At 57.8% G+C, this 24,466-nt stretch carries 23 protein-coding genes; 16 read left to right on the top strand and 7 right to left on the bottom strand.

Annotation, left to right across the window (positions count from 1 at the left end; translation table 11 throughout):
- The first annotated feature begins 281 nt into the window (after window positions 1-281).
- From ACUTSC_RS12610 to spt, 4 genes are read left to right on the top strand one after another with little or no spacing between them, the layout of a single operon-like run.
- Window positions 282-2,021, top strand: a complete 1,740-nt coding sequence (locus ACUTSC_RS12610) for a fatty acyl-AMP ligase (protein ID WP_197768087.1) — start codon at window positions 282-284, stop codon at window positions 2,019-2,021.
- Complete coding sequence (locus tag ACUTSC_RS12605) at window positions 2,018-2,932, top strand: NAD-dependent epimerase/dehydratase family protein (protein ID WP_197768088.1); 915 nt, start codon at window positions 2,018-2,020, stop codon at window positions 2,930-2,932. Before ACUTSC_RS12610 ends, ACUTSC_RS12605 begins: the two co-directional genes overlap by 4 nt.
- Before the next feature lie 31 nt (window positions 2,933-2,963).
- Entirely contained in the window at window positions 2,964-3,224 is a 261-nt protein-coding gene (locus ACUTSC_RS12600) for an acyl carrier protein (protein ID WP_015378483.1), read from the top strand.
- Window positions 3,211-4,383 (top strand): serine palmitoyltransferase, encoded by a 1,173-nt coding sequence (gene spt, locus ACUTSC_RS12595; protein ID WP_087763182.1) that lies wholly within the window; start codon window positions 3,211-3,213, stop codon window positions 4,381-4,383. The genes ACUTSC_RS12600 and spt overlap by 14 nt, the downstream gene beginning before the upstream one ends.
- Window positions 4,384-4,453: 70 nt before the next feature.
- Here spt and ACUTSC_RS12590 read toward each other — a convergent pair whose 3' ends face one another.
- Entirely contained in the window at window positions 4,454-5,185 is a 732-nt protein-coding gene (locus ACUTSC_RS12590; RefSeq protein WP_049213238.1) for an ATP-binding protein, read from the bottom strand.
- 373 nt (window positions 5,186-5,558) lie between these two features.
- On the opposite strand from ACUTSC_RS12590, the gene ACUTSC_RS12585 reads away from it, so the two are divergent.
- The 10 genes from ACUTSC_RS12585 (at window position 5,559) to ACUTSC_RS12540 (ending at window position 15,544) form a co-directional block, all read left to right on the top strand.
- Entirely contained in the window at window positions 5,559-6,284 is a 726-nt protein-coding gene (locus tag ACUTSC_RS12585; RefSeq protein WP_126191971.1) for a hypothetical protein, read from the top strand.
- A 30-nt stretch (window positions 6,285-6,314) separates the two neighbouring features.
- Complete coding sequence (locus ACUTSC_RS12580) at window positions 6,315-7,109, top strand: hypothetical protein (RefSeq protein WP_197768089.1); 795 nt, start codon at window positions 6,315-6,317, stop codon at window positions 7,107-7,109.
- A 72-nt stretch (window positions 7,110-7,181) separates the two neighbouring features.
- The gene (locus ACUTSC_RS12575; protein WP_004935553.1) at window positions 7,182-8,519 is read left to right on the top strand and encodes a lipopolysaccharide biosynthesis protein; all 1,338 of its coding nucleotides are present in this window, start codon (window positions 7,182-7,184) and stop codon (window positions 8,517-8,519) included.
- Complete coding sequence (locus ACUTSC_RS12570) at window positions 8,516-9,385, top strand: hypothetical protein (protein ID WP_197773900.1); 870 nt, start codon at window positions 8,516-8,518, stop codon at window positions 9,383-9,385. Before ACUTSC_RS12575 ends, ACUTSC_RS12570 begins: the two co-directional genes overlap by 4 nt.
- A 20-nt stretch (window positions 9,386-9,405) precedes the next feature.
- Window positions 9,406-9,972: a YtfJ family protein gene (locus tag ACUTSC_RS12565; protein ID WP_197773921.1), complete on the top strand. Its 567-nt coding sequence runs from the start codon at window positions 9,406-9,408 to the stop codon at window positions 9,970-9,972.
- Between the two features lie 28 nt (window positions 9,973-10,000).
- The gene (gene lptF, locus ACUTSC_RS12560) at window positions 10,001-11,071 is read left to right on the top strand and encodes an LPS export ABC transporter permease LptF (RefSeq protein WP_445653349.1); all 1,071 of its coding nucleotides are present in this window, start codon (window positions 10,001-10,003) and stop codon (window positions 11,069-11,071) included.
- Entirely contained in the window at window positions 11,068-12,147 is a 1,080-nt protein-coding gene (lptG, locus tag ACUTSC_RS12555) for an LPS export ABC transporter permease LptG (RefSeq protein ID WP_197773902.1), read from the top strand. Before lptF ends, lptG begins: the two co-directional genes overlap by 4 nt.
- Before the next feature lie 224 nt (window positions 12,148-12,371).
- Window positions 12,372-13,874: a phospholipase gene (locus ACUTSC_RS12550; protein WP_197768093.1), complete on the top strand. Its 1,503-nt coding sequence runs from the start codon at window positions 12,372-12,374 to the stop codon at window positions 13,872-13,874.
- Window positions 13,871-14,629 carry an ankyrin repeat domain-containing protein gene (locus tag ACUTSC_RS12545; RefSeq protein ID WP_197768094.1) on the top strand — a complete coding sequence of 253 codons (759 nt, stop codon included), beginning with the start codon at window positions 13,871-13,873 and terminating at the stop codon, window positions 14,627-14,629. Before ACUTSC_RS12550 ends, ACUTSC_RS12545 begins: the two co-directional genes overlap by 4 nt.
- 141 nt (window positions 14,630-14,770) lie before the next feature.
- On the top strand, window positions 14,771-15,544 hold the full coding sequence (locus ACUTSC_RS12540; RefSeq protein ID WP_197768095.1) for an ankyrin repeat domain-containing protein: 774 nt from the start codon (window positions 14,771-14,773) through the stop codon (window positions 15,542-15,544).
- 89 nt (window positions 15,545-15,633) lie between these two features.
- Here ACUTSC_RS12540 and ACUTSC_RS12535 read toward each other — a convergent pair whose 3' ends face one another.
- On the bottom strand, window positions 15,634-16,941 hold the full coding sequence (locus ACUTSC_RS12535; RefSeq protein ID WP_197768096.1) for a serine hydrolase: 1,308 nt from the start codon (window positions 16,939-16,941) through the stop codon (window positions 15,634-15,636).
- A gap of 107 nt (window positions 16,942-17,048) precedes the next feature.
- Here ACUTSC_RS12535 and ACUTSC_RS12530 point away from each other — a divergent pair, with 107 nt between their 5' ends.
- Window positions 17,049-17,969, top strand: a complete 921-nt coding sequence (locus tag ACUTSC_RS12530; RefSeq protein ID WP_197768097.1) for a LysR family transcriptional regulator — start codon at window positions 17,049-17,051, stop codon at window positions 17,967-17,969.
- A gap of 304 nt (window positions 17,970-18,273) precedes the next feature.
- On the opposite strand, the gene ACUTSC_RS12525 is transcribed toward ACUTSC_RS12530, so the two are convergent.
- On the bottom strand, window positions 18,274-18,771 hold the full coding sequence (locus tag ACUTSC_RS12525) for a GNAT family N-acetyltransferase (protein ID WP_197768098.1): 498 nt from the start codon (window positions 18,769-18,771) through the stop codon (window positions 18,274-18,276).
- A 328-nt stretch (window positions 18,772-19,099) separates the two neighbouring features.
- Window positions 19,100-20,032 (bottom strand): AbiTii domain-containing protein, encoded by a 933-nt coding sequence (locus ACUTSC_RS12520; RefSeq protein WP_197768099.1) that lies wholly within the window; start codon window positions 20,030-20,032, stop codon window positions 19,100-19,102.
- A gap of 390 nt (window positions 20,033-20,422) precedes the next feature.
- Here ACUTSC_RS12520 and ACUTSC_RS12515 point away from each other — a divergent pair, with 390 nt between their 5' ends.
- Window positions 20,423-21,427, top strand: a complete 1,005-nt coding sequence (locus ACUTSC_RS12515; RefSeq protein ID WP_197768100.1) for a substrate-binding domain-containing protein — start codon at window positions 20,423-20,425, stop codon at window positions 21,425-21,427.
- A gap of 6 nt (window positions 21,428-21,433) precedes the next feature.
- Here ACUTSC_RS12515 and araD read toward each other — a convergent pair whose 3' ends face one another.
- The 3 genes from araD to ACUTSC_RS12500 are packed head-to-tail and all read right to left on the bottom strand — an operon-like array spanning window position 21,434 to window position 24,463.
- Complete coding sequence (araD, locus tag ACUTSC_RS12510) at window positions 21,434-22,126, bottom strand: L-ribulose-5-phosphate 4-epimerase (RefSeq protein WP_443006814.1); 693 nt, start codon at window positions 22,124-22,126, stop codon at window positions 21,434-21,436.
- Window positions 22,120-22,989 carry an L-ribulose-5-phosphate 3-epimerase gene (locus tag ACUTSC_RS12505; RefSeq protein WP_197768101.1) on the bottom strand — a complete coding sequence of 290 codons (870 nt, stop codon included), beginning with the start codon at window positions 22,987-22,989 and terminating at the stop codon, window positions 22,120-22,122. The genes araD and ACUTSC_RS12505 overlap by 7 nt, the downstream gene beginning before the upstream one ends.
- Complete coding sequence (locus ACUTSC_RS12500; RefSeq protein WP_445653348.1) at window positions 22,976-24,463, bottom strand: FGGY-family carbohydrate kinase; 1,488 nt, start codon at window positions 24,461-24,463, stop codon at window positions 22,976-22,978. Before ACUTSC_RS12500 ends, ACUTSC_RS12505 begins: the two co-directional genes overlap by 14 nt.
- Window positions 24,464-24,466 lie beyond the last annotated feature (3 nt).

Below are 24,466 nucleotides of genomic sequence, written 5' to 3'. Positions count from 1 at the left end.
TTCCTGCCCGACAGATGCAGACTAAAGAACGGCGCAGCCCGGATATTACAATAGTCTCTCGTATATCGCCAGGGTGCCGCTCAAGGCTGATAACACGGGCTACTCACGCTCTGACCGGTTAATAACCGGCGTGCCCTCAAGCACGGCAATATACGCTGTTCGCGGAATGAAGATGGTTGAATAACAAACTTATTCAAAACCTATTCATAGTAAAACATCAATTATCTCGCCAAGAGTGATTTTCTCTTTTGGTGATTTTTAATCTATGGCTAAGTTTGTCTATGTCTGAAACAAGTTCCGTTCATTCTCTTCCCATGCGCTATGCGGACTTCCCCACCTTAGTGGACGCGTTGGATTACGCGGCGCTGGGCAATACGGGAATGAATTTTTACGACCGTCGCAATCAACTCGTGACCGTTCTCGAATATCGCACGCTACAGCAAAAAGCGATCTCGGGCGCGCGGCGTTTATTGTCCCTGAAACTCAAGAAAGGCGATCGCGTGGCGCTTATCGCCGAAACCAGCGCAGGATTCGTCGAAGCCTTTTTCGCTTGCCAATACGCCGGCCTGGTGGCGGTGCCGTTGGCGATCCCGATGGGCGTGGGCCAACGCGACTCCTACACCGCCAAACTGAAAGGGCTGATCGCCAGCTGCAACCCCGCGGCGATCGTCAGCAGCGAAGAGTGGGCGCCGCTGATCGCGTCGGCCACGGAAAACACCTCGGCGCCGCACATCCTCAGCGACGAGGATTTTAACGCCTTGCCGGAGCCGGAGATCGCGTTGCCCGCGCCCTCGCCCGACGACATCGCCTATCTCCAATACACCTCCGGCAGCACCCGCTTTCCGCGCGGCGTGATCATCACCCAGCGGGCGGCGATGGCGAACCTGAACGCGATCAGCCGCGACGGGATCAAGCTGCGCGCGGGCGACCGCTGCGTTTCGTGGCTGCCCTTCTATCACGATATGGGCCTGGTCGGTTTCCTGCTCACGCCGGTGGCAACCCAGCTGTCCGTCGATTATTTGCGCACGCAAGATTTCGCCATGCGCCCGATGCAATGGCTGAAACTGATCGCCAAAAATCGCGGCACGGTGTCCGTCGCCCCGCCGTTCGGCTACGATCTGTGCCTGCGCCGCAGCAACGCCAAAGAGCTGGCCGATCTGGATCTTTCCAGCTGGCGGGTTGCAGGCGTAGGCGCCGAGCCGATCCCGGCCGAGCTGCTCGGCCAGTTCGGCGAACACTTCAGCAGCATCAACTTCGACAGCAAAGCCTTCATGCCGTGCTATGGCCTGGCCGAGAACACCCTGGCGGTAAGCTTTTCCGACCCTTGCTCCGGCCCGCAAACCAATGCGGTCGATCGCGATATTTTGGAGTACGAGGGTAAAGCGGTCGCGCCCGGCAAGAAGACCCGTGCCATCTCGACCTTCGTCAACTGCGGCCGAGCGCTGCCCGGCCACCGCATCGAGATCCGCAGCGAAACCGGGCAACCGTTGCCGGAACGCCAGGTCGGCCATATCACGATCTCCGGCCCCAGCCTGATGAACGGTTATTTCTGTGACGACGAGTCCCAGCAGCAAATTCAGGTGACCGGCTGGATGGACACCGGCGATCTGGGCTACCTGCTGGACGGCTATCTGTACGTCACCGGCCGCAAGAAGGATTTGATCATCATTCGCGGCCGCAATATCTGGCCGCAGGACATTGAGTACGTCGCGGAATCCGAACCGGAAATCCGTTCCGGCGATGCGATTGCCTTCGTAGCCGAAGAGCACGACGAAGCGGCCAGGATCATTTTGCAAATCCAGTGCCGAGTCAGCTCGGAAGAACGCCGGGAACAAATCGTGCATTCGCTGAGCGCCCGCATTCAAAGTGAGTTCGGCATTGCGGTGGACATCGAGCTGCTGCCGCCGCACAGCATTCCCCGCACGTCGTCGGGCAAACCCGCGCGCGCGGAGGCCAAAAAACGCTGGCTGAGCGCTTCGCTCTACCCGCAAATGCCGCAGCTGGCCGGTTTCGCGCAATGAGCGGCACCGTGGCGGTGACGGGCGCGACCGGCTTTATCGGCCGGCATATCGTCCAGGAACTGCTGGCGCAAGGGTTCAACGTGCGCGCCCTGACGCGGCAAGCCGGAAAAGCCGCCATCGACAACCTGCAGTGGATCCCCGGCGCGTTGGAAGATCGGCCCTCGCTCACCGAGCTGGTGCGCGACGCGGAGTGCGTCGTGCATTGTGCGGGCCAGGTGCGCGGGCATGCGGAAGCGGTGTTCACCCGCTGCAACGTCACCGGCAGCCTGAACCTGATGCAGGCGGCCAGGCAGAACGGCCGCTGCCATCGCTTTTTGTTCATGTCGTCGCTGGCGGCCCGCCATCCGGCGCTGTCCTGGTATGCCCATTCAAAACAGGCCGCCGAGCAGCAACTCATCGCCGCCACGGGCGATATCGCGCTGGGGATTTTCCGCCCGACGGCGGTTTACGGGCCCGGCGATAAAGAGCTGAAACCGCTGTTCAACGGCCTGCTGCGCGGCGTACTGCCCCGGCTGGGTGCGCCCGATGCCAGGCTCTCTTTTCTGCACGTGAGCGATTTGGCCAAGGCGGTCAGCCAATGGGTACAGGCCGAACCCGCACAGCCAAATATTTACGAACTGTGCGACGGCGTGGCCGAGGGCTATAACTGGCTGCGCCTGCGGGACATCGGCGCCGCCGTGCGTCACGGGCCGGTACGCCTGGTGGGCATTCCGCTGCCGCTGCTGAAAGCCCTGGCGGATATCAGCGTGGTGTGGAACCACCTGGTGAAACAAGAGCCGATGCTGACGCGCAGCAAAATACGCGAATTAACCCATCACGACTGGTCCGCCAGTAATCACGCGCTGTCGCAACAGATTAATTGGTTTCCACAGGTAAGTTTGGAGCGCGCGCTGCGCGAAGGGCTGTTTTAATTATTCCCAATAGAGGTGTGTCAACGTTCTTATGCTAAATCGCGATGCTGTAATGGATTATATCCTGACGTGTTTGCAAGGTATCGTCGAAGGCGGAGTGGAAATAAAACCTGATAGCGATCTCGTCAATGATCTTGGCCTGGAATCCATCAGAGTCCTGGATCTGCTGATGATGCTGGAAGATGAATTGGATATCTCCATTCCTATCAATATATTGCTTGATGTCAGAACGCCTGAGCAACTGCTTGACGCGCTGCGCCCTTACCTGGAGAAAAACCATGGGACTGTATGATAAGTTTGCGCGGCTTGCCAATGACCGTGAACAATTTCAAACGTCCGGTCTGAATCCGTTCGGCACCTGCATCGACGAAGTCTATTCCGCCACCCAGGGCCGCATCGGCGATCAAAAGATTGTCCTCGCCGGCACCAATAATTACCTTGGCCTGACGTTCGATGCGCAGGCAATCGCCGCAGGCCAGGCGGCCCTGGCCGCGCTCGGCACCGGCACCACCGGCTCGCGCATGGCGAACGGCAGCTACGGATCGCACCTGACGCTGGAACGGGAGCTGGCGGAATTCTTCGATCGCCCGAGCGCCATCGTGTTCTCCACCGGCTACACCGCCAACCTGGGCGTCATCAGCACGCTGGCGGGGCCAGGTTCCGTGGTGTTGATCGACGCGGACAGCCACGCGAGCATTTACGACGCCTGCGCCCTTGGCGGCGCGGAGATTATTCGCTTCCGCCACAATGACGCCGCCGATCTGGAGCGCCGCATGGTGCGCCTGGGCGAACGGGCCCGCGAGGCGATCATTATCGTGGAAGGCATCTACAGCATGCTGGGCGACGTCGCCCCGCTGGTGGAAATCGTCGACATCAAGCGGCGGCTCGGCGGGTATCTGCTGGTCGACGAAGCGCACTCCTTCGGCGTGATGGGCGAGCACGGCCGCGGCCTGGCCGAAGCGCTGGGCGTCGAGCAAGACGTGGATATCATCCTGGGCACCTTCAGCAAAAGCCTGGCTTCGATCGGCGGTTTCGCCGTCGGCGGCAAGGGGATGGACGTGCTGCGCTACAGCAGCCGGCCGTATATCTTTACCGCATCGCCGTCGCCGTCCAGCATCGCGTCGGTGCGCACGGCGCTGCAGAAAATCGCCCGCCATCCCGAACTGCGGGAAAAGCTGTGGAGCAACGCGCACCGCCTGTACCACGGCCTCGCCGAGCTGGGGTATACCCTGGGGCCGCGCATCAGCCCGGTGGTGCCGGTGATGATCGGCTCAAAGGAAGAAGGGTTGCGTTTCTGGCGCGAGCTGATCGCCCACGGCGTATATGTAAACCTGGTGCTGCCACCGGCCGCGCCGGCGGGCGTCACCCTGCTGCGCTGCAGCGTCAATGCCGCGCACAGCGATGAAGAAATAGACACCATCGTGCGCGCCTTTGCGGCGCTGAAAAAATAAAGCCTTTCCCTCTCGGCCGCGGCAGCGGTGCCGAACATGGCATCGCCGCCCTGCCGAACGAATGCGCACCTCAGTGCGCAGCCGTTGATACCCCATCAGCCGAATAGCGATAACCCTGCGCCGCCATAAATTCCGCGATGGCTTTTTCCGCCGCCGAAAGCACCTCCCCGATCGGCCGATCGGCATCGAGATCCACGATGTCGGCGCCTTCGAACGTCAATAACGGCGTGACGGCGATTTTCTTCTCCAGCGCCGCTTTGCGGTGATCGGGTTTGCGCGCGCAGGCTACGTCCAGACTGACATTCAGCTTGAGCACCAGATCCGGTTTTTGCCCCGCCATCCATTGAAACGCCGCCCGCTCGCGCGCCGCCAGCCAACGGACGAAACGGCTCCCTTCAACGTCGACGGGAAAAACCGTGCCGTCGTAAGCGCCGGGGATTTGCGCCTGCGGAAAACGGTCGGTCAACACGATGAACCCTTGCCGACGATACGCCAGCATGCGGCGAAAACGCAGCAGCCGCCGCCCCACAAAAGCGATGATCACCGCCGACGGCAGCAGGCCAATCCGGGATTTTTTCGTTTTGACTTTTTTGGTATTGCTCTCGATAGCCTTGCCCACCGAGCGCCCGAGCAGCGGCAATTTCGCCGCCGCGCGGCCGACGTTGCCCGCCTGTTTGCCCAGATGCACCTGCACCGCCGGGCCATAATGTTTCATATACGCGATCAGATGTTCACAAACGGTGGACTTACCCGATCCGTCGCTGCCGATAACCGCAATCAGCGGCGGAAATTTTGCACTCATAATAAGACTCTCTTTCAATACACCAGAAACGGCGTGCCATATTTGAAGCGAACTACCGCTTATCATTGCCGTGGCGGCCGCGTGAAAAAAATTTGCCGTAACGCGACGCCAAAAAAGCACAAAATATTAAGCGAAAATTGAAAACCTCTGCTCTTTTTTCGCCATGAGCCTGGCCGGAAATTAACATAAAAAGCGAAACAGGCTCACGCACCAACAATTAGCACAAAATAACAAGAACGAACGCCATAAATATCAATTCAAATAGCGAACAGGAATAGCAATCTCATTATTTTATCGCAGCAAAGCACAATAAATATCTTGAACCCAAGGCGTATTGGAATACAATAGTTTTTTTCGCATTGGATCAATTATTGTGAGTCAGCAGATAAGACCTTCATCTGATCGCTCGCCCGTGCGCGTAATAGCGATAACCGGCTGTGACGGCTCGGGAAAATCCACGTTAGCCGCCAGCCTGGTCAACGCCTTATCGCCACAAGAACCTGCCGAACTGCTTTATCTCGGCCAGTCCTCCGGGCGTATCGGCGAATGGATCAGTTCGCTGCCGATTATTGGCGCGCCTTTCGGGCGTTATTTGCTGAAGAAGTCGCAGCGCGTGCATGAGCGCCCTTCCACGCCGCCGGATAATGCCACGGCGCTGGTGATTTTTTTACTCTCCTATTGGCGCGTTTATAAATTCCGTCGCATGCTGAAGAAAAGCCGCAGCGGCGCATTACTGATCACCGATCGTTATCCGCAGGCCGAAGTGGCGGGGTTTCGTTTTGATGGCCCGCAGCTGGCGAAAACCGCCGGCGGCAATCGCTGGATCCGCTGGCTGAGAAAGCGCGAACAAAACCTGTACCAATGGATGGCGTCTTATCAGCCCTTATTATTAATTCGGCTGGATATTGACGAACAAACGGCCTATTCACGCAAACCCGATCACTCGCTGGCGGCGTTGCGTGAAAAGATCGCCGTCATCCCGCACCTGACGTTTAACGGCGCTAACATATTGGATTTAGACGGCCGCGAGCCGGCCAACCGTATTTTCGATGAATCGCTGCGCGCCGTTAAAATATCGCTGAGGGCCGCCAATGCCTAGCCGACAAATAACCTTTTCGTACCGAAACAGATGAAAAAAAATAAACTCACCGCCGAACAGGATACCTCTTCCAGCTGCATTAGCGGGCTGATTGCCGTGGTGGGCAGCGACGGCACCGGCAAGTCCACGCTGACCGCCGATCTGGTGAAAAACCTGCAGCAGCATCGCCCCACGCAGCGGCGCTATTTGGGGCTGATCTCCGGCGAAGACGGCGACAAAATCAAGAAATTGCCGTTCATCGGCGTATGGCTGGAACGGCGCCTGGCGGCCAAATCCGATAAAACCCAGCGCATGAGCAACAGGCCGCCGGCGCTGTGGGCGGCGCTGATCATGTACGGTTTCTCGCTATGGCGCGCCTCCAACCTGCGCAAGGTGCGGCGACTGGCGCAGAGCGGCGTGCTGGTGATCAGCGATCGCTACCCGCAGGCGGAAATTTCTGGTTTTTACTACGACGGGCCCGGTATCGGCGTGGAGCGCGCAAAAGGCTGGCTATTGAGCCGCCTGGCGGCGCGCGAACGCCGTTTATATCAACGCATGGCCGTCTATCGGCCGGCGCTGATCATTCGCCTCGATATCGACGTCGATACGGCGTTTTCCCGTAAGCCCGATCACAGCTATGAAGAGCTGAAAGACAAGATTTCCGCCATGGTGCGCCTGCAGTACAACGGCGCGCGCATCATCGAGCTGGACGCCAGAGCCCCTTACGACGAGGTGCTGAGCAACGCGCTCAACGCCATTTCGGCCGTGGTGCCCCCCGTGAAGCGCCCACAGAGCGACATCGGGCAACCCGGCGAAAACGCCGGCGAAGAAACTCAGGTTTATTAAACGCATACAGGGCAAGCGCATGACAGCGGAACACAAGATGCAGCAAAACAACGATAACGGCTGGTTTGGGTTATGAAACGGTGGTTTTCCGATGGCGCATTTCGCTCCATTTTACGTAATGCCGCCTACTTAGGCTCCGGCAGCGTGGCCAGCGCGCTGCTCGGCCTGCTGGCGCTCTCCTGCGCCGGTAAAGGCATGTCGCCTGAAATGTTCGGCGTGCTGGTGGTGATCCAGGCCTATACCAAAGCGGTCAGCGATTTCATCAAATTCCAGACCTGGCAGTTTGTGGTGCAATTCGGCACCCCAGCGCTGGAGCATCAAAACACCGGGCGCTTCCGCGACGTCGTCGCCTTCTCCTTCGGGCTGGATATCGCCAGCGGCGTCATCGCCGTGCTGGGCGGCATGATCATGCTGCCGTTCTTGTCTCACGCCCTGGGGCTGGACAGCGAAAGCTTCTGGCTCGCCATGCTGTACTGCACCCTGATCCCGTCGATGACCTCGTCCACGCCGACCGGCGTGCTGCGCGCCTTCAACCGCTTCGATCTCATCGCCATCCAGCAGGCGATCAAGCCGTTCCTGCAGGCGGTGGGCAGCGTCATCTCCTATTATTTCGATCTGGGATTCCCCGGCTTTATCGTCACCTGGTACGCCTCTAACCTGATCGGCGGCACGCTGTTCTGGTGGTTCACCGCGCGCGAGCTGCGCCGCCGCGATATCCACGGCGCGCTGAGGCCGCGCCTGTTCAACGTCGCGCGCCGCATCGAGGGCGCCTGGAACTTCGTCTGGACCACCAACATCGCCCACACCATCTGGGCCGCGCGCAACTCCTGCACCACCGTGCTGGTGGGCGTGGTGCTCGGGCCGGCCGCCGCCGGGCTGTTCAAGATCGCCATGACCTTCTTCGATGCGACGGGCACCCCGGCCAAGCTGCTGGAGAAAAGCTTCTATCCCGAGATCATGCGCCTGGACCCGCGCACCAAGACCCCGTGGCTGCTGGGCCTGCGCTCCTCGCTGCTGGCCGGCGGCATCGGCCTGGCCGTCGCGGTGTTGATGCTGCTGGTGGGCAAGCCGCTCATTTCCGCGGTGTTCGGGCAGCAATACCTGGAAGCCTATGACCTGATTCAAATCATGCTGGGCGCGATCATCGTTTCCATGATGGGCTTCCCGCAGGAATCCTTACTGTTTATGGCAGGCAAGCAGCGCGCTTTCCTGATCGCGCAGGCGACGGCCTCGGCGGCCTACATTGCGCTGCTGGTGTCGATGGCATATGCCTTCGGCGTGCAGGGCGCCGCCTTCGCTTATTTACTGGGGCAATGTTTAGACGTTCTGTTATCCCTGATACCGACGATCGGCGCCTACCGCAATCGCTTTATGTTGGGGCTGAATGTGCCCAAAGAGAGTAATCAATGACCGCTCACGATAACTGGAAGAAGTTCTCCACCGAAACCACCCAGGCGCTGTTTGTCGCGGTGGAAGAAGACGACCTGGTTGAGGCGAATATCAGCCTGCCGCAGCAGATTGATTTGCAGTGTTCCCCCGAGAGCATTCGGGACAACTACGCGCTGTGCCTGCAGTTTTGGGAAGACGGCTTTTCCCGCCGCGAGCTGCTGCAATTGGTGAACGGTTTCCTGCAAGACCCGCAGTTGGCGGCGGCTACCCGCATGCGCTACAAATATATCCGCGCCCGCTACAAGCACCTGCGCTTCGCCCAGCAGCTGTACGGCGCGCCCCACCGCGCCAACCGCCTGTTCCACACCACCACCGTGGTGCTCGGCCATTTTCAGGATGCGTTTCGCAACGGCAACCAGAAGAACCTGACGCTGTACGGCAACCTGCTGCGGCTGCTGCTCAGCAAGCCGGTGTGGTCGTACGTGCGCTATGCGCTGCGCCACACCCGCCTGGAAAGCGCACAGGGCTTTATCACCTACCGCCAGGAACAGATGCGCCAGCTGCAGACGCTGATCGCCGGCCCGGCGCTGACCGGGCACCAGTTCCACGACGTGCGCAAAATCGTCAGCCGCCAGGTGTCGTTTTACGACACGCTGAGATCGATCGATCCCGACAACCGCGAGGCCCGACAGATCTCGCGCTTCCTGGCGGCGATTAACGGCCTGATGGGCGACCGGCATGACGTGATGGTGGCGGACAAGCTGGCCGGCGGCGATATCTATGATCGGCCGGCGATCCTGGATATCGACATCCGCCAGCGCCTGGAACTGCTGCTGGCGCGCTTTCCGCTGTCGTTTTCCCAGCCGGCCATCGCGGCGGGCAGATAAGCGCGTTGCGCGGAGCCATGATGACGTTACGCCGCTTGCTGATCCTCGCGCTGCTGCTGTCGCCGCTGGCGGCATCCGCGCATAACTTCGTGCATGGCCGGCCGGTGGCGCCGATCGCCATCGCCGATCGCGGCGAGCTGCTGCTGCGCAACGGCGATTTCAGCTACCGGCCGTGGAACAGCGCAAAGCTGGCTGGCAAGGTGCGGGTGATCCAGTACATCGCCGGACGCACCTCCGCTAAAAAGAAGAACTCGCTGCTGATCAACGCCGTCAAGGACGCGAACCTGCCGGGCGATCGCTTCCAGCCGACCACCATCGTCAACACCGACGACGCGATACCGGGCTCCGGCTTCTTCGTGCGCGGCAAGATCGAGAAAAACAAGCGGCATTACCCCTGGGCGCAGTTCATCGTCGACAGCGACGGGCTGGGGCGCATGGCCTGGCGGCTGCCGGAGGAGAGCTCCACCATCGTGGTGCTGGACCAGGCCGGGCGCGTGCAGTGGGCGAAGGATGGCGCACTCACCCCACAGGAAGTTGACCAAGTGATCGCCCTGCTGCGCACCCTGATCGACCGGGAGACGCCATGAAGCGCACACCGCCGGGAGCCGATGACGCATGTCTTTAATTGAACGCTATATCACGGTTGAGATCCGCCGCCTGGTGATGATGATCGCCGGGTTTCTGATCTTCATGTTCGCCAGCTACTCGGCCCAGCGCTACCTGACCGACGCCGCCAACGGCACGCTGGCGCTGCGGGTAGTGGCCGAGGTGGTTTTCTATAAATCGCTGATCGCGCTGGAGATGATATTGCCCGTCGCGCTGTATGTCTCGGTGGCGGTGGCGCTCAGCCAGCTGTACAGCGATGCGGAGATCACCGCCATGCTGGCCGCCGGCGCCAGCCCGCTGCGGCTGTATAAGGCGGTGCTGATACTGGCCGTGCCGCTGGCGATAGCGGTTACGCTGCTGTCGCTGTATGGCAGGCCCTGGGCGTACGCCAATATCTATCAGCTGCAGCAAGAGTCGCAGTCGGTGCTGGACGTGAGCCACCTGCAGGCCGACAAATTCAACGTCAGCGGCAACGGCCGCATGATCCTCGCCAATCACGTCGACAAAACGGCCAACCACCTGACGGACGCCCTGATTTATGTGCGCGGCGGCCATCATACCAACCTGTACCGCGCGCAGTCGGTGGAGGTGCTCGACGCCTCTCCCGCCAGCCCCGCCGTGCGGCTGAAAACCGGCACCGCCTATGTGCTGGATCGCCAGGGCACCGACGACAACGGGCAGAATTACGACAACTTCGACATCGCGCTCAAACCGTTCGTGCCCAGCGCCGAGAGCCGGCACAAGTCGGCCTCGCCGGCAGAGCTGGCGCGCTCCGCCGCTCCGGGTGACGCCGCCGAACTGCAATGGCGCGAAAGTCGCGGGCTGACCACCGTGCTGATGGTGCTGCTGGCGATCCCCTTTAGCCGCATCAAACCGCGACAGGGCCGCTACGCCGCGCTGCTGCCCCTGACGGTGCTGTTTACCGTGATTTTCTATGGCGGCAACATTTGCCGCACGCTGGTCGCCAACGGCTCGGTGCCGACGATCCCCGGCGTTTGGCTGGTGCCGCTGGCGATGGCTGTCGGCATCGCCCTGCTGCTGGCGCGGGACTTATCCCTGCTGCGGACACCCTCCCGATGACTATTTTTAGCCGTTACCTGATCCGCAACGTGTTCATCGGCTTCGCCGCCGCAGCCGGGCTGCTCATCCCGCTGTTCACCACCTTTACGCTGATCAACGAGCTGGAGGACGTGACCCCGGGCGGCTACCGCTGGCAGCAGGCGCTGCTGGTGACCGTGCTGACCCTGCCGCGCAGCCTGGTCGATCTGGGGCCGTTTATCGCGCTGCTCGGCGGTATCGTCGGGCTGGGGCAGTTGTCCAAAACCCTGGAGCTGACCGCGATCCGCTCGGCCGGGATGTCGATATTCCGCATTGCGCTGGTGATGCTCGCCGCCGGGCTGCTGATGAACCTCTCACTCGGCGCCCTCGATGAATGGGCCGCCTCGCCGCTGCAGCAACGCGCGCTGCAGATGAAGAACAACGCCCTGGCGCAGTCGAACGATAACGACGTCACCGTGAACCCGCTGTGGGCGCGGCGCGGCAACGAGTTTGTGACGGTCAAAACCGTCGATGAGAACGACCAGCCCCACGGCATTGAGATCTTCCGCTATCAGGCCAACCGCGCGCTGGAATCTTACCTTTACGCCGACAGCGCCAGCACCGCCGCCGACGGCAGCTGGCTGCTGCACAACGTGATGCAGAAACGCTGGCAAGGCGGAAAGGAGACGATTGAGCGGCAAAGCAGCCTGCCGTGGCGCTCGCTGTTCGCCGTGCCGAGCCTGAAAGAGCTGACCCTGCCGGCGGGCAGCTTCTCGCTGCAACAGCTGGATCGCTATATCGATTACCTGCAAGGCTCGGGGCAGCCCAGCACCGAATACCGCCTGGCGCTGTGGAAAAAACTCGGCCAGCCCTTGCTGGTGCTGGCGATGATTTTGCTGGCCATCCCGTTTACCTTCACCGCCCCGCGCGCGCCCGGCATGGGCAGCCGATTAGCGCTCGGCGTCATCGTCGGGCTGCTGACCTACATCGCTTACCAGATCGTCCTCAACCTGGGATTGCTGTTCGCCCTCAACGCGCCCTTCACCGCCCTCGCCCCGCCGCTGCTGATTTTGGCGCTGGCGTTGGCGCTGGTTTATCGGTTTGATCGGCGGGGTTAAAAACCCGCAGGAGCCTTTGGAAAACAAGAACTTTCCGGTTAACCTTTGGCCCACTTTACAAATTGGCCTGAGCCGTTATCATCCCTTATCTGGTGTCCTATGCGCCGTTAGCTACCGCTGACTGCCGTTCGATAACATGCCCCCTCAGGGCTCCATCGAGTGCAAGGAGTGCGAGCGCCCGCCTGAACAGGCCAAGACGCAGCAAGCAAAGGAAGAGACACGCTATGTTTTCCCGTTTGAAACTGCTGTATATCGCCGATGATATTATTTCGCCTGATGAATTCCCCCGTATAGTCAGCCCTTCCAGCGCCTGTCACGGCCTTTCATACATGCCGGACAATGACATTCTGTCGCTTTTTTCTGGTTTTCGCGGTGGCGAACGGATCCGCCGTGAAGTCGGCGTTACGCAAAACGGAATAAGCTCTAACCTGCGCGCAAGAGTGCAGAGCGACCTGATGAGCGGCGTTGTCGTAGCGGTCGAAACCCGGCCCGGCGTGTTGGCGACGATGGGGCCATTTTACGCCGACATCGACGGCTACCTGATACCACAGGGGAGACAAGAGCCCAACTACCCGGTGGACAGGATAGTGAAGCGGTACGAAGAGGCCGTGAAGTCTTATGGCGGCCGCCGGGCGCGCCCGTCCGTCTTCCCCGCACAAGTCACGCGGGCCAAACCGGCCCTTGGCCCGGATATCCCGGCGCAAGGTGGAAGAGCCTCACAGTCGGTCGTGTCTGGCCCCTTGACCAAGGCGCAACGCTGGCAGGAGCGAAAATACCTCATTGGCCGCGGGCAACGGAGTATCTACCCGGACGCCCGAATCGCCTCGGAACGCCTGGCGGCAAACAATGTCGCCGTCGAGAAGGCAAAACTGGCGGAGAATATCTACAAGACCACGAATCCGCTAAAGGAGACTCCCGGCGTTCCCGAAGGTTGGAAAGATATCAGTAACGATAATGCCGCCCTGAGTAAAATTGGGCTAAACAGAAATATGCTCTTCGACAGGGATGAATCTCCGGATTTTTTGGCAAGGGTATATCAACCTGATAGCACTGTTTTTGGTAAAGAGATGAACCCAACGGTCGTGTTCAGAGGATCAAGAGCGCCAGAGTTCCCGGAGGGAATCGGCAGCGCCGCCAAAAAGGCCCTTAGGGGCGATTTGTCAGGAATTAAAAATGTGAATGACTGGATAAATAATGGCGCTCAGGGGATGGGGACGAGCTCAGACTATTATAAACAGGCGGTTAAAATAGGATTACAAGTAAAGAACTCCTCCGGTGTCGATATTTCTGGTCATTCATTGGGCGGGGGAATGGCCTCAGCTGCATCAATGACCAGTGGAAAACCCGCCTGGACGTTTAATGCAGCCGGGCTCCATCATGGAACTGTAGGGAAATACGGAGCTGAAATGATTGGTTCAGCCAAGAACATACAGGCCTATCGAGTTGAGGGAGAACTATTAACTACGTTACAGGAGGTTAATAACGAAAGTGACTATGAGCTTATAAAAAATGCCCTGCCCGATGCTTTGCAAAAACCCTGGGGCACAGCATTGCCTTTCACCTTGAAAGAGTGGTCATCACTGGCGCTGCCTGATGCCGCCGGCATACCACACACGCTTGCCGGTGGGACAGGAACCTTGCTCGATAAACACGGTATAGACCAGACAATAAAGTTGATTGAAGATCAGAAAGACGAGGATGTCGCCACCATCAGGGGGAGAATATGAGCAAGTGGATAATGGCAATGGCGTTACTGTTTACTGTTCTCATGATGCAAGGATGCAAAAAAAACATGGAATATGAACCACAGGATTTTTTTGAAGGCCGTCAATTGGAAGTCGCACAGCTGATTTATGATGGCGATGAAGTGAAACTGAATGAGAAGCTTCCCTCTATAAGCAAGGAAGAACTGAATCGACCAGTGAAAGCAGACATGACCCTGCTGTTTTGGTCGGTGTTGAACTCAATCTATGATAAAAACACGCCGGAAAGGCTGAAAATAATAACCGACCTGGTTAAAGCTGGCGCAGACCCGTTGCAGCCCAGACCAGAGGGAGGAAGCAGTCCGGCGGAATTCGTCATGAAAGCCGACAAGGGGATTTGGGTCAAAGCCATGCTCGACGGCGGTTTACCGCCAAACGCAAAAGATAAGGTATTCAATGAGCCCATTGTATTCCAAACAATCAAAGCCAAGAACACTGAAACGTTAAAGGTGATGCTGGATTATGGCGCGGATATAAATATCAGAGACTCCTTGCAACAAACCTTATTAATGGATGCTTTTTTTAGCTCAGCCTTTGAGCACATGACCCTACTGCTCAATCGAGGGGCAAATCCTAACCCGGTAAATATAAACAATCTTTCGCTGTTAACAGCAGTGAATCGGCAAATAAAAGACAGCCAAGATGGCTCAGAATACAATGAACAGTGTAGGAAAATACTCGAGCTCATGCTTTTGAGAGGAGCAAAGGAAACGCAGTAATTTCATCAACGCAGATCTGACAGCTGCCGGTTATTTATATTGAAGCTGTCAGGTTACATCTGGTTTTCGATAAACATGCTATAGACCACGCAATCAAACGGATTGAAGAGACGAGGATGTCACCATTCTCAGGAGGAGAATATGAGCAAATTGATAATGGCAATAGCGCTACTGTTTACTGTTCTCATGGTGCAAGGATGCAACAAAAGCATGGAATATGAGCCACAGGATTTTTTTGAAGGCCGGCAGCTGGACATCGCACAGCTGATTTATGATGGCGATGAAGTGAAACTGAAAGAGAAGCTTCCCTCTATAAGCAAGGAAGAACTGAATCGACCGGTGAAAGCAGACATGACCCTGCTGTTTTGGTCGGTGCTAAACGCAATCTATGATAAAAATACGCCGGAAAGGCTGAAAATAATAACAGACTTGGTTAAAGCTGGCGCAGACCCGTTGCAGCCCAGACCGGAAGGGGGAAGCAGCCCGGCGGAATTTGTCATGAAAGCCGACAAGGGAATTTGGATCAAGGCCATGCTCGACGGTGGTTTATCGCCAAACGCAAAAGATAAAGTATTCAATCAACCCATTATATTCGAAGCGTTAGATGCGAAAAACCCTGAAACGTTAAAGGTGATGCTGGATTATGGTGCAGATATAAATACACGGGATTCATTGGGGAATACCATATTAATAAGCTCCCTGGATTCTCGTTCATTTAATCATACTATACTTCTGCTGGAAAGAGGCGCAGATAATAAAATCAAGGGTAAGTTTGGTTGGACTATGGGCAATCAACTCCAACGCTTTATAGATAGAGGTGTAGGCGATGCCGAGGATAAAGAGAAAATTAACAAGATAAAAGAGTTATTAATTAAGAACGGTGGTGACTGGCCTCCACTACCTGTAGAGAATTGAGACTCCCTTAAGGTCAGCGTCGAAGACATGAAATATGCCGCTCAGAGGCAGAATGGCAACCGCCATCCGCCCCTGCTCGCTCCGTGGAATTAACGCAATTCCTTCGCTATCGCGCTAAACATCAGCGATGCCTCCAGCGGTTGTGCGCTGAAGGAAGGCTCCGCCTGCGGCCAGGTGGACCACTGGACGATCACCAGATTCTCCGCCTGATTGACCATAATCATCTGGCCGAAGATCCCCAGCGCCCACAGAGAATGTTTCAGGGAAGCCTGCGGGGCAGGTTCTACGTTGGTCGCATTCATCGGCACTTCGTTGTTCCACCATTGGTAGCCGTAGATGCCGTTAGGGTGCGCCGCCGATACCGAGCCCGCCGCCCGCGTCCAGTTGGACGACTGGGCTACCCAATCTTCCGGCAAGATCTGTTTGCCGTTCGGCAACCTCCCGTTATGCAGAATGAATTCGCCGAAGCGCCCCCAGTCTTCCAGCGTGGCGTTGAACCCGTGCGCGCCCACGTCGTGCTGGCCTTTGGCGTAGGCATGCCACACGCCGTCGCTCGCCATGCCGTAGGGCTGCCAGATGCTTTGCTGCAGATAGGCCGCCAGCGGCATGCCGGTGGCGCGCTCCAGCACGTCGCCCAGCAGCCACGCGCCGCCGGAGGAGTAAGACCAGTTCTGCCCGGCCGGGTGTGCGCGGCGTAAGCCGGCCACCAGCTTGCGCACGCAGGCGTAGGTACCGGGCTTGGCTTCACACTCGGTCAGCTGCGCGAAGTCCGATTTCGGGTTGGTGTAATCCTCATTCCACGCCACGCCGGAGGTGTGGGTGATCAGCTGCCTGAGGGTCACGCCGTCCCACGCAGTGCCTTTCAGATCGGGTTCGTATTGCGTGATGAGATCGTCGAGCGAGCGGATCTTGCCCTGTTTAATCGCCACGCCCACCAGCGTGGCGACCACGGATTTGCCCACGGAGCGCGATGTCCACAGGGTAGCGTCGGTATTACCCTCCCCCAGGTATTTCCAGGCGATTTTGCCGTCTTTCAATACCAGCATGCCGCTGACGTTCTGGCGCTGCAGGTAATCCTGCAGGCTGTAGGTTTTGCCATTCACCCGATAGCTGGCATCGGTTAGCTGTTTAGCGGCAGCCACCAGCGGTGTGGCATTGCCGTGATGAAACACATCCCCCGCATAGTTGCGGTAGTCGTTACGAAAACCGATCACCCGGTCGCTCTGGCTCCAGGTGAGCATCTTGTGCGTGTCCGGCAATTGCGTATCGAAAGGCGCAGGACAGGCGCTGAGTTCGGTGCCCGCACAGGCGGCCAGCGCGGAGGGCGCCAACAGGCCGCTGCAGAGACTGATGACAACGCCCGCCAGCAGGCTGCGGTTAAACACTTTGCTTTTCATATTTTTTCTCGCTTAGCTCAGGAAGGCGTTCAGCTTAAAAAAACGCGGCCTATAATAAAAAACGCCTGATGGGGGAAAATCCCCCGCAAAATCGATGGGAGGGCCGCGTGCCGAGCCTGATTTATTCCTTTGCCCAACTGGAAGCCTTCACCGCCGTGGCCGAGCACGGCAGCCTGGCGAAAGCCGCGCTCAAGCTGGGCAAAGACCGCACGACGCTGCGCGATTTGATTGATTTTCTCGAGGATGGCTTGGGCTATGCGCTGTTCCTGCGCGAGGGGCGCAGCCTGCACCTTACGCCAGAAGGCGAGCAGCTGCAGCGCCAGGCGCACCTGCTGATGCGCCAGGTGAAAGCGTTTGAGGCGTTTGCCAAAGACGTGCCGAAGAGCGCGGCGCAGGAAATTTCGCTGGTCTACGATCCCTTCACGCCCCGCGCGCTGCTGCAGGCACTGATTGCCACCATGGCCCAACGTAACACGCGCCTGAGCCTGATTAATGCTTCACGCGACGAAGCGGAAAGCCTGCTGGCAAGCGGCCAGGCCGATCTGGGCATCTGCCAGGCGCGCCATCGCAGTGTGGGCGACGCCATGGAGTGGCGCGCCCTAGGGGCGATAGAGATGGATTTTTACGCCTCCGAAGCGCTTTTCCCCGGCGCGGGACAGCCGCTTTCACTGCTGGAGCTCTCGCTCACGCCGCAGGTGATCATGCACCCGGACTCTGACGAACCCGTGGCGCGCCGCCTGCAAATTTCGGGGCACACCATTTTCACCAACGAACTGGAGATGCTGCGCGCCCTGCTCGAACAGGGCTGCGGCTGGGGATTCTTGCCAACGCATATGCATGCCGAACAGTGGAAAAACGTCAACACGCTGCGCACCGAAGTGGGCAGCCAGGGTATCAGCCAAACCATGGTGACCATCTGGAAGCCGGGCAATGACCGACGGGCGCTGATTGATGAGACGTTGGGGTTGTTACCGGGGTTGTGGAGGGATGAAGATGGGTTGGCTTTGCTAGAAGATTTGGCTAGGTAAGCGGCGTGTTTAAATTAGGATGAAAAATCGCTGCTAGTGTTAACGGGACGATTACCGGTAGTCGTTCGTAGAGCTCATCGTCTGCGTTGTTTTTTCGATCGTTCTTAAGCGGGGCTCGCTGTTTTCACCCAATAAGCCCCTCACACCGTCGCTCCAGCGCTGCTGGCGCTGGTTTGTTGTCTTGAGAGACTGTATTTGAGGGGCGGCTTCGGGCGAGGGGCGGACTTTGAAATGTTTAGCGTCTTGCTAAATTCTATGACGTTAAGGATTTGCGCCCCTAGTTAAGTCGGAGTTTATGGGCTGATTATTCCTTTACATAGAGATCTAGTAAATAATCGCCTCTTCCGCTTTTGTATGAATGACCGGATTTTGAAAAACCGTACTTTTCTAACAAATGATGCATACGAGTATTATTTTTACGAACAGTAGCGAAGCACCCCTTGCCTGGTAAATTATCAGATATGTAATAACACATTGATTTAATTAAGTTATCCCCCAGATGCAATCCTCGCATTTTTTCATTTACATAAACCCACCCTAACTCACATTCATACTTTTCTGGCTCGCAACCCTCTGCCTTTTCAAAAGAGTCTAATTTATACTTTGCTCTTGGATACTTGATTGCCCCAATACCAACACATTGTTCCCCGACATAGATAAAGAACAGATGTTCAGCATCAAGTATCCTTCCTCTTAGCCCTTTAGGATCGACTTCTGATCCCTCGATAACTAAATCTTCGAATATTTCCAACTCGCTTGCATCACAGTTTCTAGGGCTCTTAGCTATTATTATTGATTCCATCTTCCAAATCCCATTTAAATATAATTAATTAACCTAACTATGAATATTACACTTTTTTATGTCTATTTTAAACATTTAAAATTAACAGTAATCAAGATATTTTATTTTTATAGCGTTTAAAGAGTTAGTCGTATAACATGACTAATTGGGATTTATTATAGAATTTATAATTCCTGCATTTTTCCTCAGGGCCGTCGACAATGTGTGCCAATGTCTGTTACCGATAATCAGTACTCATCCCGATACTCTGTTCTGTAAAGATTCTAAGATAATAAGAAAGGTATTCAGGTTACTGAAATAAATATACCTTTCTTTAAACTGACGGAATTTAAACGGGGATACCATAGTGATGGCAGATGTAGTTAGTAAGTAGAACGGGTGCTGCTGCCCCAGCAATTTTTATTGCACCTGTAAATGCTTTACCTGTCATTTTACCGATCCATGCACCAAAGCCTTTCTCAACATCTTCTTTGGAAGTCAGTTGAGGCATCTGTTCAACAATCTGCTTAAGCTCTTTAATATCAACATCCTCAATATCATGCTTTTTAAGCTGGAATTCAAGAGCACTGAAGTCACTAATAATATTTTCCTGCTGGATATTGCTAACAGCACCGCCAACAACACTCTTATCATTGTTTACATCACCGATTACGGTCATGCCATTACCATGGTTATTTATCGTATTATTATAAGTCACGCTCTGAGCCTCTTTCTTTTCTTCAAGTGAAAACAGTAAACCATCGCCAAAGATGCCTTTATTTTCGAGAAGCAATGCCCAATCTAATATTTTAGATCTGGTATTTGATATTATTTTAGTAATTTGAGTAGGATTAATCTCCCAACATAGCCGAAAATTGGTACCAGAGGCCTTATGTAAGAAATCAACGATAAATGCAGGTAAATCTGTGTAAAGAGTAGATTTACTTTTAGAGTATTCAACCAACATCGATACGGGGTTGTTGATATTAACTGTGGTTAGCGAATCATATATTTCCTGGTTCTGATTATTAATGTTACCTAAGTGATAAGGTATCCACCCTACGTAAGGATTAAAAGCTCTGATAGGGGTTTCCGTAAGAATTCTATAGTCGGGTAGCAAATCGTAGCTAGGATAGCCATTTAGCTCGTATTGTAGCCATTCTGAAATATCTTTTAAACCAAGTTTGACTGATATCATTTTTGCTCTTGATAGTAAATCCTCAATACTAGTAGAGTTTGAGCCAGCCATGTCTTGAAGTTTTAATACTGGGGAATCTTTCATAGGGTACGCTCATTGTGTAGTTAGGAATACATGTTATCCAACAATTGGGCCGACAGTAAATAGATATGATTTTTTCGCAATCATTATATGTTAATAACATGTCTACATTATGTCTATTGATTGTTTTTAACGATTGCGAGAGGGATACTAGTTACGTCCGCTTCTGGTACAAAGTAGCCCTCCAAGCCTAATCTATCCCGCAGAGCAAACCTTACCAAATTCCCTGTCAAAAAAAAATACAACCACAAGAAACGATTAAATAAGAAATTAATAAACAAATGTATCATTACCTATCTTCACACTTGTTATTCCCCCCAACTCCCCCCTAGCACCGCCCCCGCCCTTTCCCTACAATAAGGGATCTGTTGAGGCATAACGCAAGGAAAGACGGTGTCGAAAGCCAATCCCAATGCCACTATCGTGGATATCGCCCGCCGCGCCAGGGTGACCAATATCACCGTTTCCCGCGCCTTCAATAAGCCCGAGCTGGTCAAGCCGGAAACCCGCGAGCGCATTCACGCCATCGCCAAAGAGCTGAACTATGTGCCCAACGCCTTCGCGCAGGGGCTGAAAAGCAGCAGCAGCCAGATTATCGGCATCGTCACCAGCAGCATGTACAACCCGTTCTATTCCGGCCTGATCAAGACCGTGTCGCGCATTGCGCGCCAGCAGGGCTACCAGATCATGCTGTTCGACACCGACGGCAGCGAAGAGGCGGAAATGCGCGCCATTCAGGCGCTGTTCGGCTACAAGGCGCGCGGCATCCTGCTGTCGGCGGTGCGCGACGACAAGCGCTACCGCCCCGCCTATCTCGAGCTGGCCGAGGTGTATGGCGTGCCGCTGATCCTGATCGACCGCGATCTTTACGATCAGCAGCTGAGCGGCGTGTTCCTCGATAACCGCGAGATCGGCGTGCTGGCCGGGCGTTATCTGGCGGAGCAGCCGGAGCAGAAGCTGCTGATTATCGGCGGCCCGGCGGATTCGGAGATCACCTTAACGCGCACCGCCGGCATCGTCGCGGCGCTGCAGGGCAGCGGCCGTGAGATTCATATCATCAACGGCGACTACGATTTCACCTCGCAAGAGAGCGAGGTGCGCGCCTATCTGGCGCAGCCGGAGAACCGCCCGGATTACATCATCGGCCTGAACGGCATCATCACGCTGGGCGCCATCGCCATCTGCCACGAGATGGAGCTTTATGAGCAGGTGAAGTTCTTCTCGATAGACGAACCGCCGCGCGCCGGCGCTTACGGCCTGCACATTCCGGGGGTGTATCACGATACGCAGAAACTGGGGGAGATCGCCGCGGAGCTGCTGTTCAGCGCCATTCACAGCCCGCGCGGCGAGCTGCCGGTGCGCAGAGAGTTCTTCACCGGCTCGCTGTTGAATCGCTGACGGGCGCTATTGCCCGTAGTAGGCGTGTTTGCCGTGCTTGCGCAGGAAATGTTTATCCAATAGCTCCGGCTGCATCGGGGCGATGGCCGGCGCCAGCTGGCGTGTCGCCATCGCCATGATCGCCACCTCTTCCAGCACCACCGCGTTGTGCACCGCATCCGCCGCGTCCTTGCCCCAGGCGAACGGGCCATGGGAATAAACCAATACTCCCGGCACCTGCTGCGGATCGCGCCCCGCCTGATTGAAGGTCTCGATGATAACCTTACCGGTTTCCCCCTCGTAGTCGCCGGCGATCTCCGACTCACTCATCGGCCGGGTACAGGGAATGTCGCCGTAAAAGTAGTCGGCGTGGGTGGTGCCCAGCGCCGGGATCGGCTGCCCGGCCTGCGCCCAGATGGTGGCGTTGCGGCTGTGGGTGTGCACCACGCCGCCGATGTCGGCGAAGGCGCGGTACAGCGCCAGGTGGGTGGCGGTGTCGGATGAGGGTTTACGGTGCCCTTCGCGCACCTTGCCCTCCAGATCCACCACCACCAGATCCTCCAGCGTCATCGCCTCGTAGGCGATACCCGAAGGCTTGATCACCACCAGCCCGCTCTGGCGGTCGATCGCCGAGACGTTGCCCCAGGTAAAGGTCACCAGCCCGTATGCCGGCAGGCTGAGGTTGGCGGCCAGCACCTGCCTTTTGAGTTCGTTCAGCATGCGATGCCTCCCTCGATCATCTGTTGTTCGATCCAGGCCTTGGCCTGGGCGATGCGTTGCTTATCCCGCCCATCTTCGCGCGCCCACATCTCCAGCAGGTAGGGGCCGCGATAGCCGAGCGCGTTGAGCACGGAAAAGGCGCGGGCGAAATCCACGCAGCCCTCGCCGAACGGCACGTCGCGGAACTGCCCGGCGCTGCCCGGCCCCACCGCGACGGTGTCTTTGAGGTGCACGGCGGTGATGCTGCCGATGCCCAGCGCCAGCTCGGCGGCGACGTCGTTGCCCCAGGCGCTGAGGTTGCCGAGATCGGGATACACCGTGAACCACGGGCTGTTGACGTGGCGCGCGATGTCGCCCCATTTGCTGATGCTGTTAATGAACGGCGTGTCCATCACCTCCACCGACAGCATCACCTGCGCCCTGGCGGCCTGCGTCGCCGCCCACTGCATGCCCTCGATAAAGCGTTCGCGGCTGTGGCGATCGGCCGGTTCGTAATAGACGTCGTAGCCCGCCAGCTGGATGTTGCGGATGCCGAGATCCGTCGCCAGTTCCAGCGCCTTGCTCATCAGCACCCGCGCCCGTTCGCGGGTGGCGGCGTCATGGCTGCCGAACGGATCGCGCCGGTGCGCCGACAGGCACAGGCTCGGCACCGTCATCCCGCTGTCGAGCCGCGCCTGGATAAACGCCAGCCGCTGGCGGCGATCCCAGTCCAGCCGCTGCTGGCGCGCCGGCTGCTCGTCGATAGACATCTCCACAAATTCAAAGCCCAGCTCGGCGGCGGTGGCCAGCCGCTGCGGCCAGCTCAGATCGGCGGGCAGCGCCTTTTCATACAGCCCCAGACAGGCGGCGTTAGTCGTTTGCATCAGTCACCTCACTCAAAGCCTGGGCGACCGCCAGATAGCGCGCCTGCTGGGCGCGCAGGCGCCGGTGGGCGGCGGTCGCGGGATAATAACGGCGCAGTTTGGGCGGCGCGGCGGCGATCGCTTCGGCGAACCCGGCGTACTCCCCGGCGCCGACGGCGGCGCACAGGGCGGCGGCGCGGCAGCCGCTTTGGCGCGTTTCCACCACCTCGAGCGGCAGGTTGCCGGCGTCGGCGTACATCTGCATCCAGACCTCGGACTGCGTCGGCCCGCCGGTCATGCGCACCTGCTCGATGCGCGGGTTCAGCTGCACCATGCGCTCCTGATGGATCAGGTGCGAGAACACGATGCCCTGGTAGATCGCCTGCACCACGTCCGCCATCTCGTGGTGGGCGCTCAGGCCGATCAGCCCGCCCGGCGTGTTGCCGCCGAGGTTGGAACCATACAGATAAGGCAGGAACAGCAGCCCGCTGGGCTGCTCGCGGCGCTCGGCCACCCAGGCATTGAACTGGGCGTAGCGCTGCCGGTCGTCGGCGCAGAACTGCCGCAGGAACCAGGCCAGGTTGCCGGCCGAGGTCGGGCTGCCTTCGTGCACGAAATAGCGGCCGTCGATGCAGTAGCGCCCCCAGGCGTAGGGGGAATCGGCAGGAATGATGCGCTCGGTCACGCAGGTGGCGATCGACCAGGTGCCCGCCACCGCGCTGAGCGTGCGATCGTCGGCCACGCCGGAGCTGAGCGCTGCGCCCACCACGTCGAACAGGCCGCCGTACACCGCGGTGCCTGCGCGCAGGCCGCATTGCGCCGCCGCCGTGGCCGTCACCCGCCCGGCCAGCTGCGCCGAGCCGATCACCGGCGCGGTTTTCTCCTGCGCCTCTTCGATGCCGAAGGCCGCCATCAGCGCCGGATCGTAAGCGCCGCTGTGCTGGTTAAACAGGTTGCTGCCGGAGATGTTGGTCACCTCGGCCGCCGCCTCGCCGGTGAGGCGAAAGCGCAGGTAGTCGTGCGCCATCAGGATGCGATCGACGGCGGCGTACTGCGCCGGTTGCTGCTGCTTCAGCCAGCGCAGCAGCAGCGCCGGGTGGCTGGGCCACAGCGGCTGCAGGCTGCGCGGGTAGGTCTGCGCGTCCACCCCGGCGCGGCGCAGCTCAGCCGCCGTGGCCGCCGCGCGGTTGTCCGAAGAGAGGATGCCGTTGCCGACCGGTTTGCCGTGGCGATCGATGGCGTACAGCCCTTTGCCGTGCGCCGAGAAGCTGACCCCGCGCACCTGCCCGGCCTCCAGCCCCGCCGCGTGCAGCGTCTGGCGGATCGCCGCGCAAACGTCATCCCACAGCGCGTCCATATTGCGTTCGCTGAAGCCCGGCTGGGCGGCAATCGCCGCGCCGTCGCGCTCGGCGATTGCCAGCTCTTCGCCGCTTGCCCGGTACAGCCCGGCCTTGATCACCGTGCCGCCGACGTCTATGCCAAGAAAGACTGCCATCGC

The organism is Serratia sp. TSA_105.2, assembly GCF_052692115.1.
Note: the sequence above shows the minus strand (reverse complement) of the source record. Positions and strands in the feature narration are given on the sequence as shown.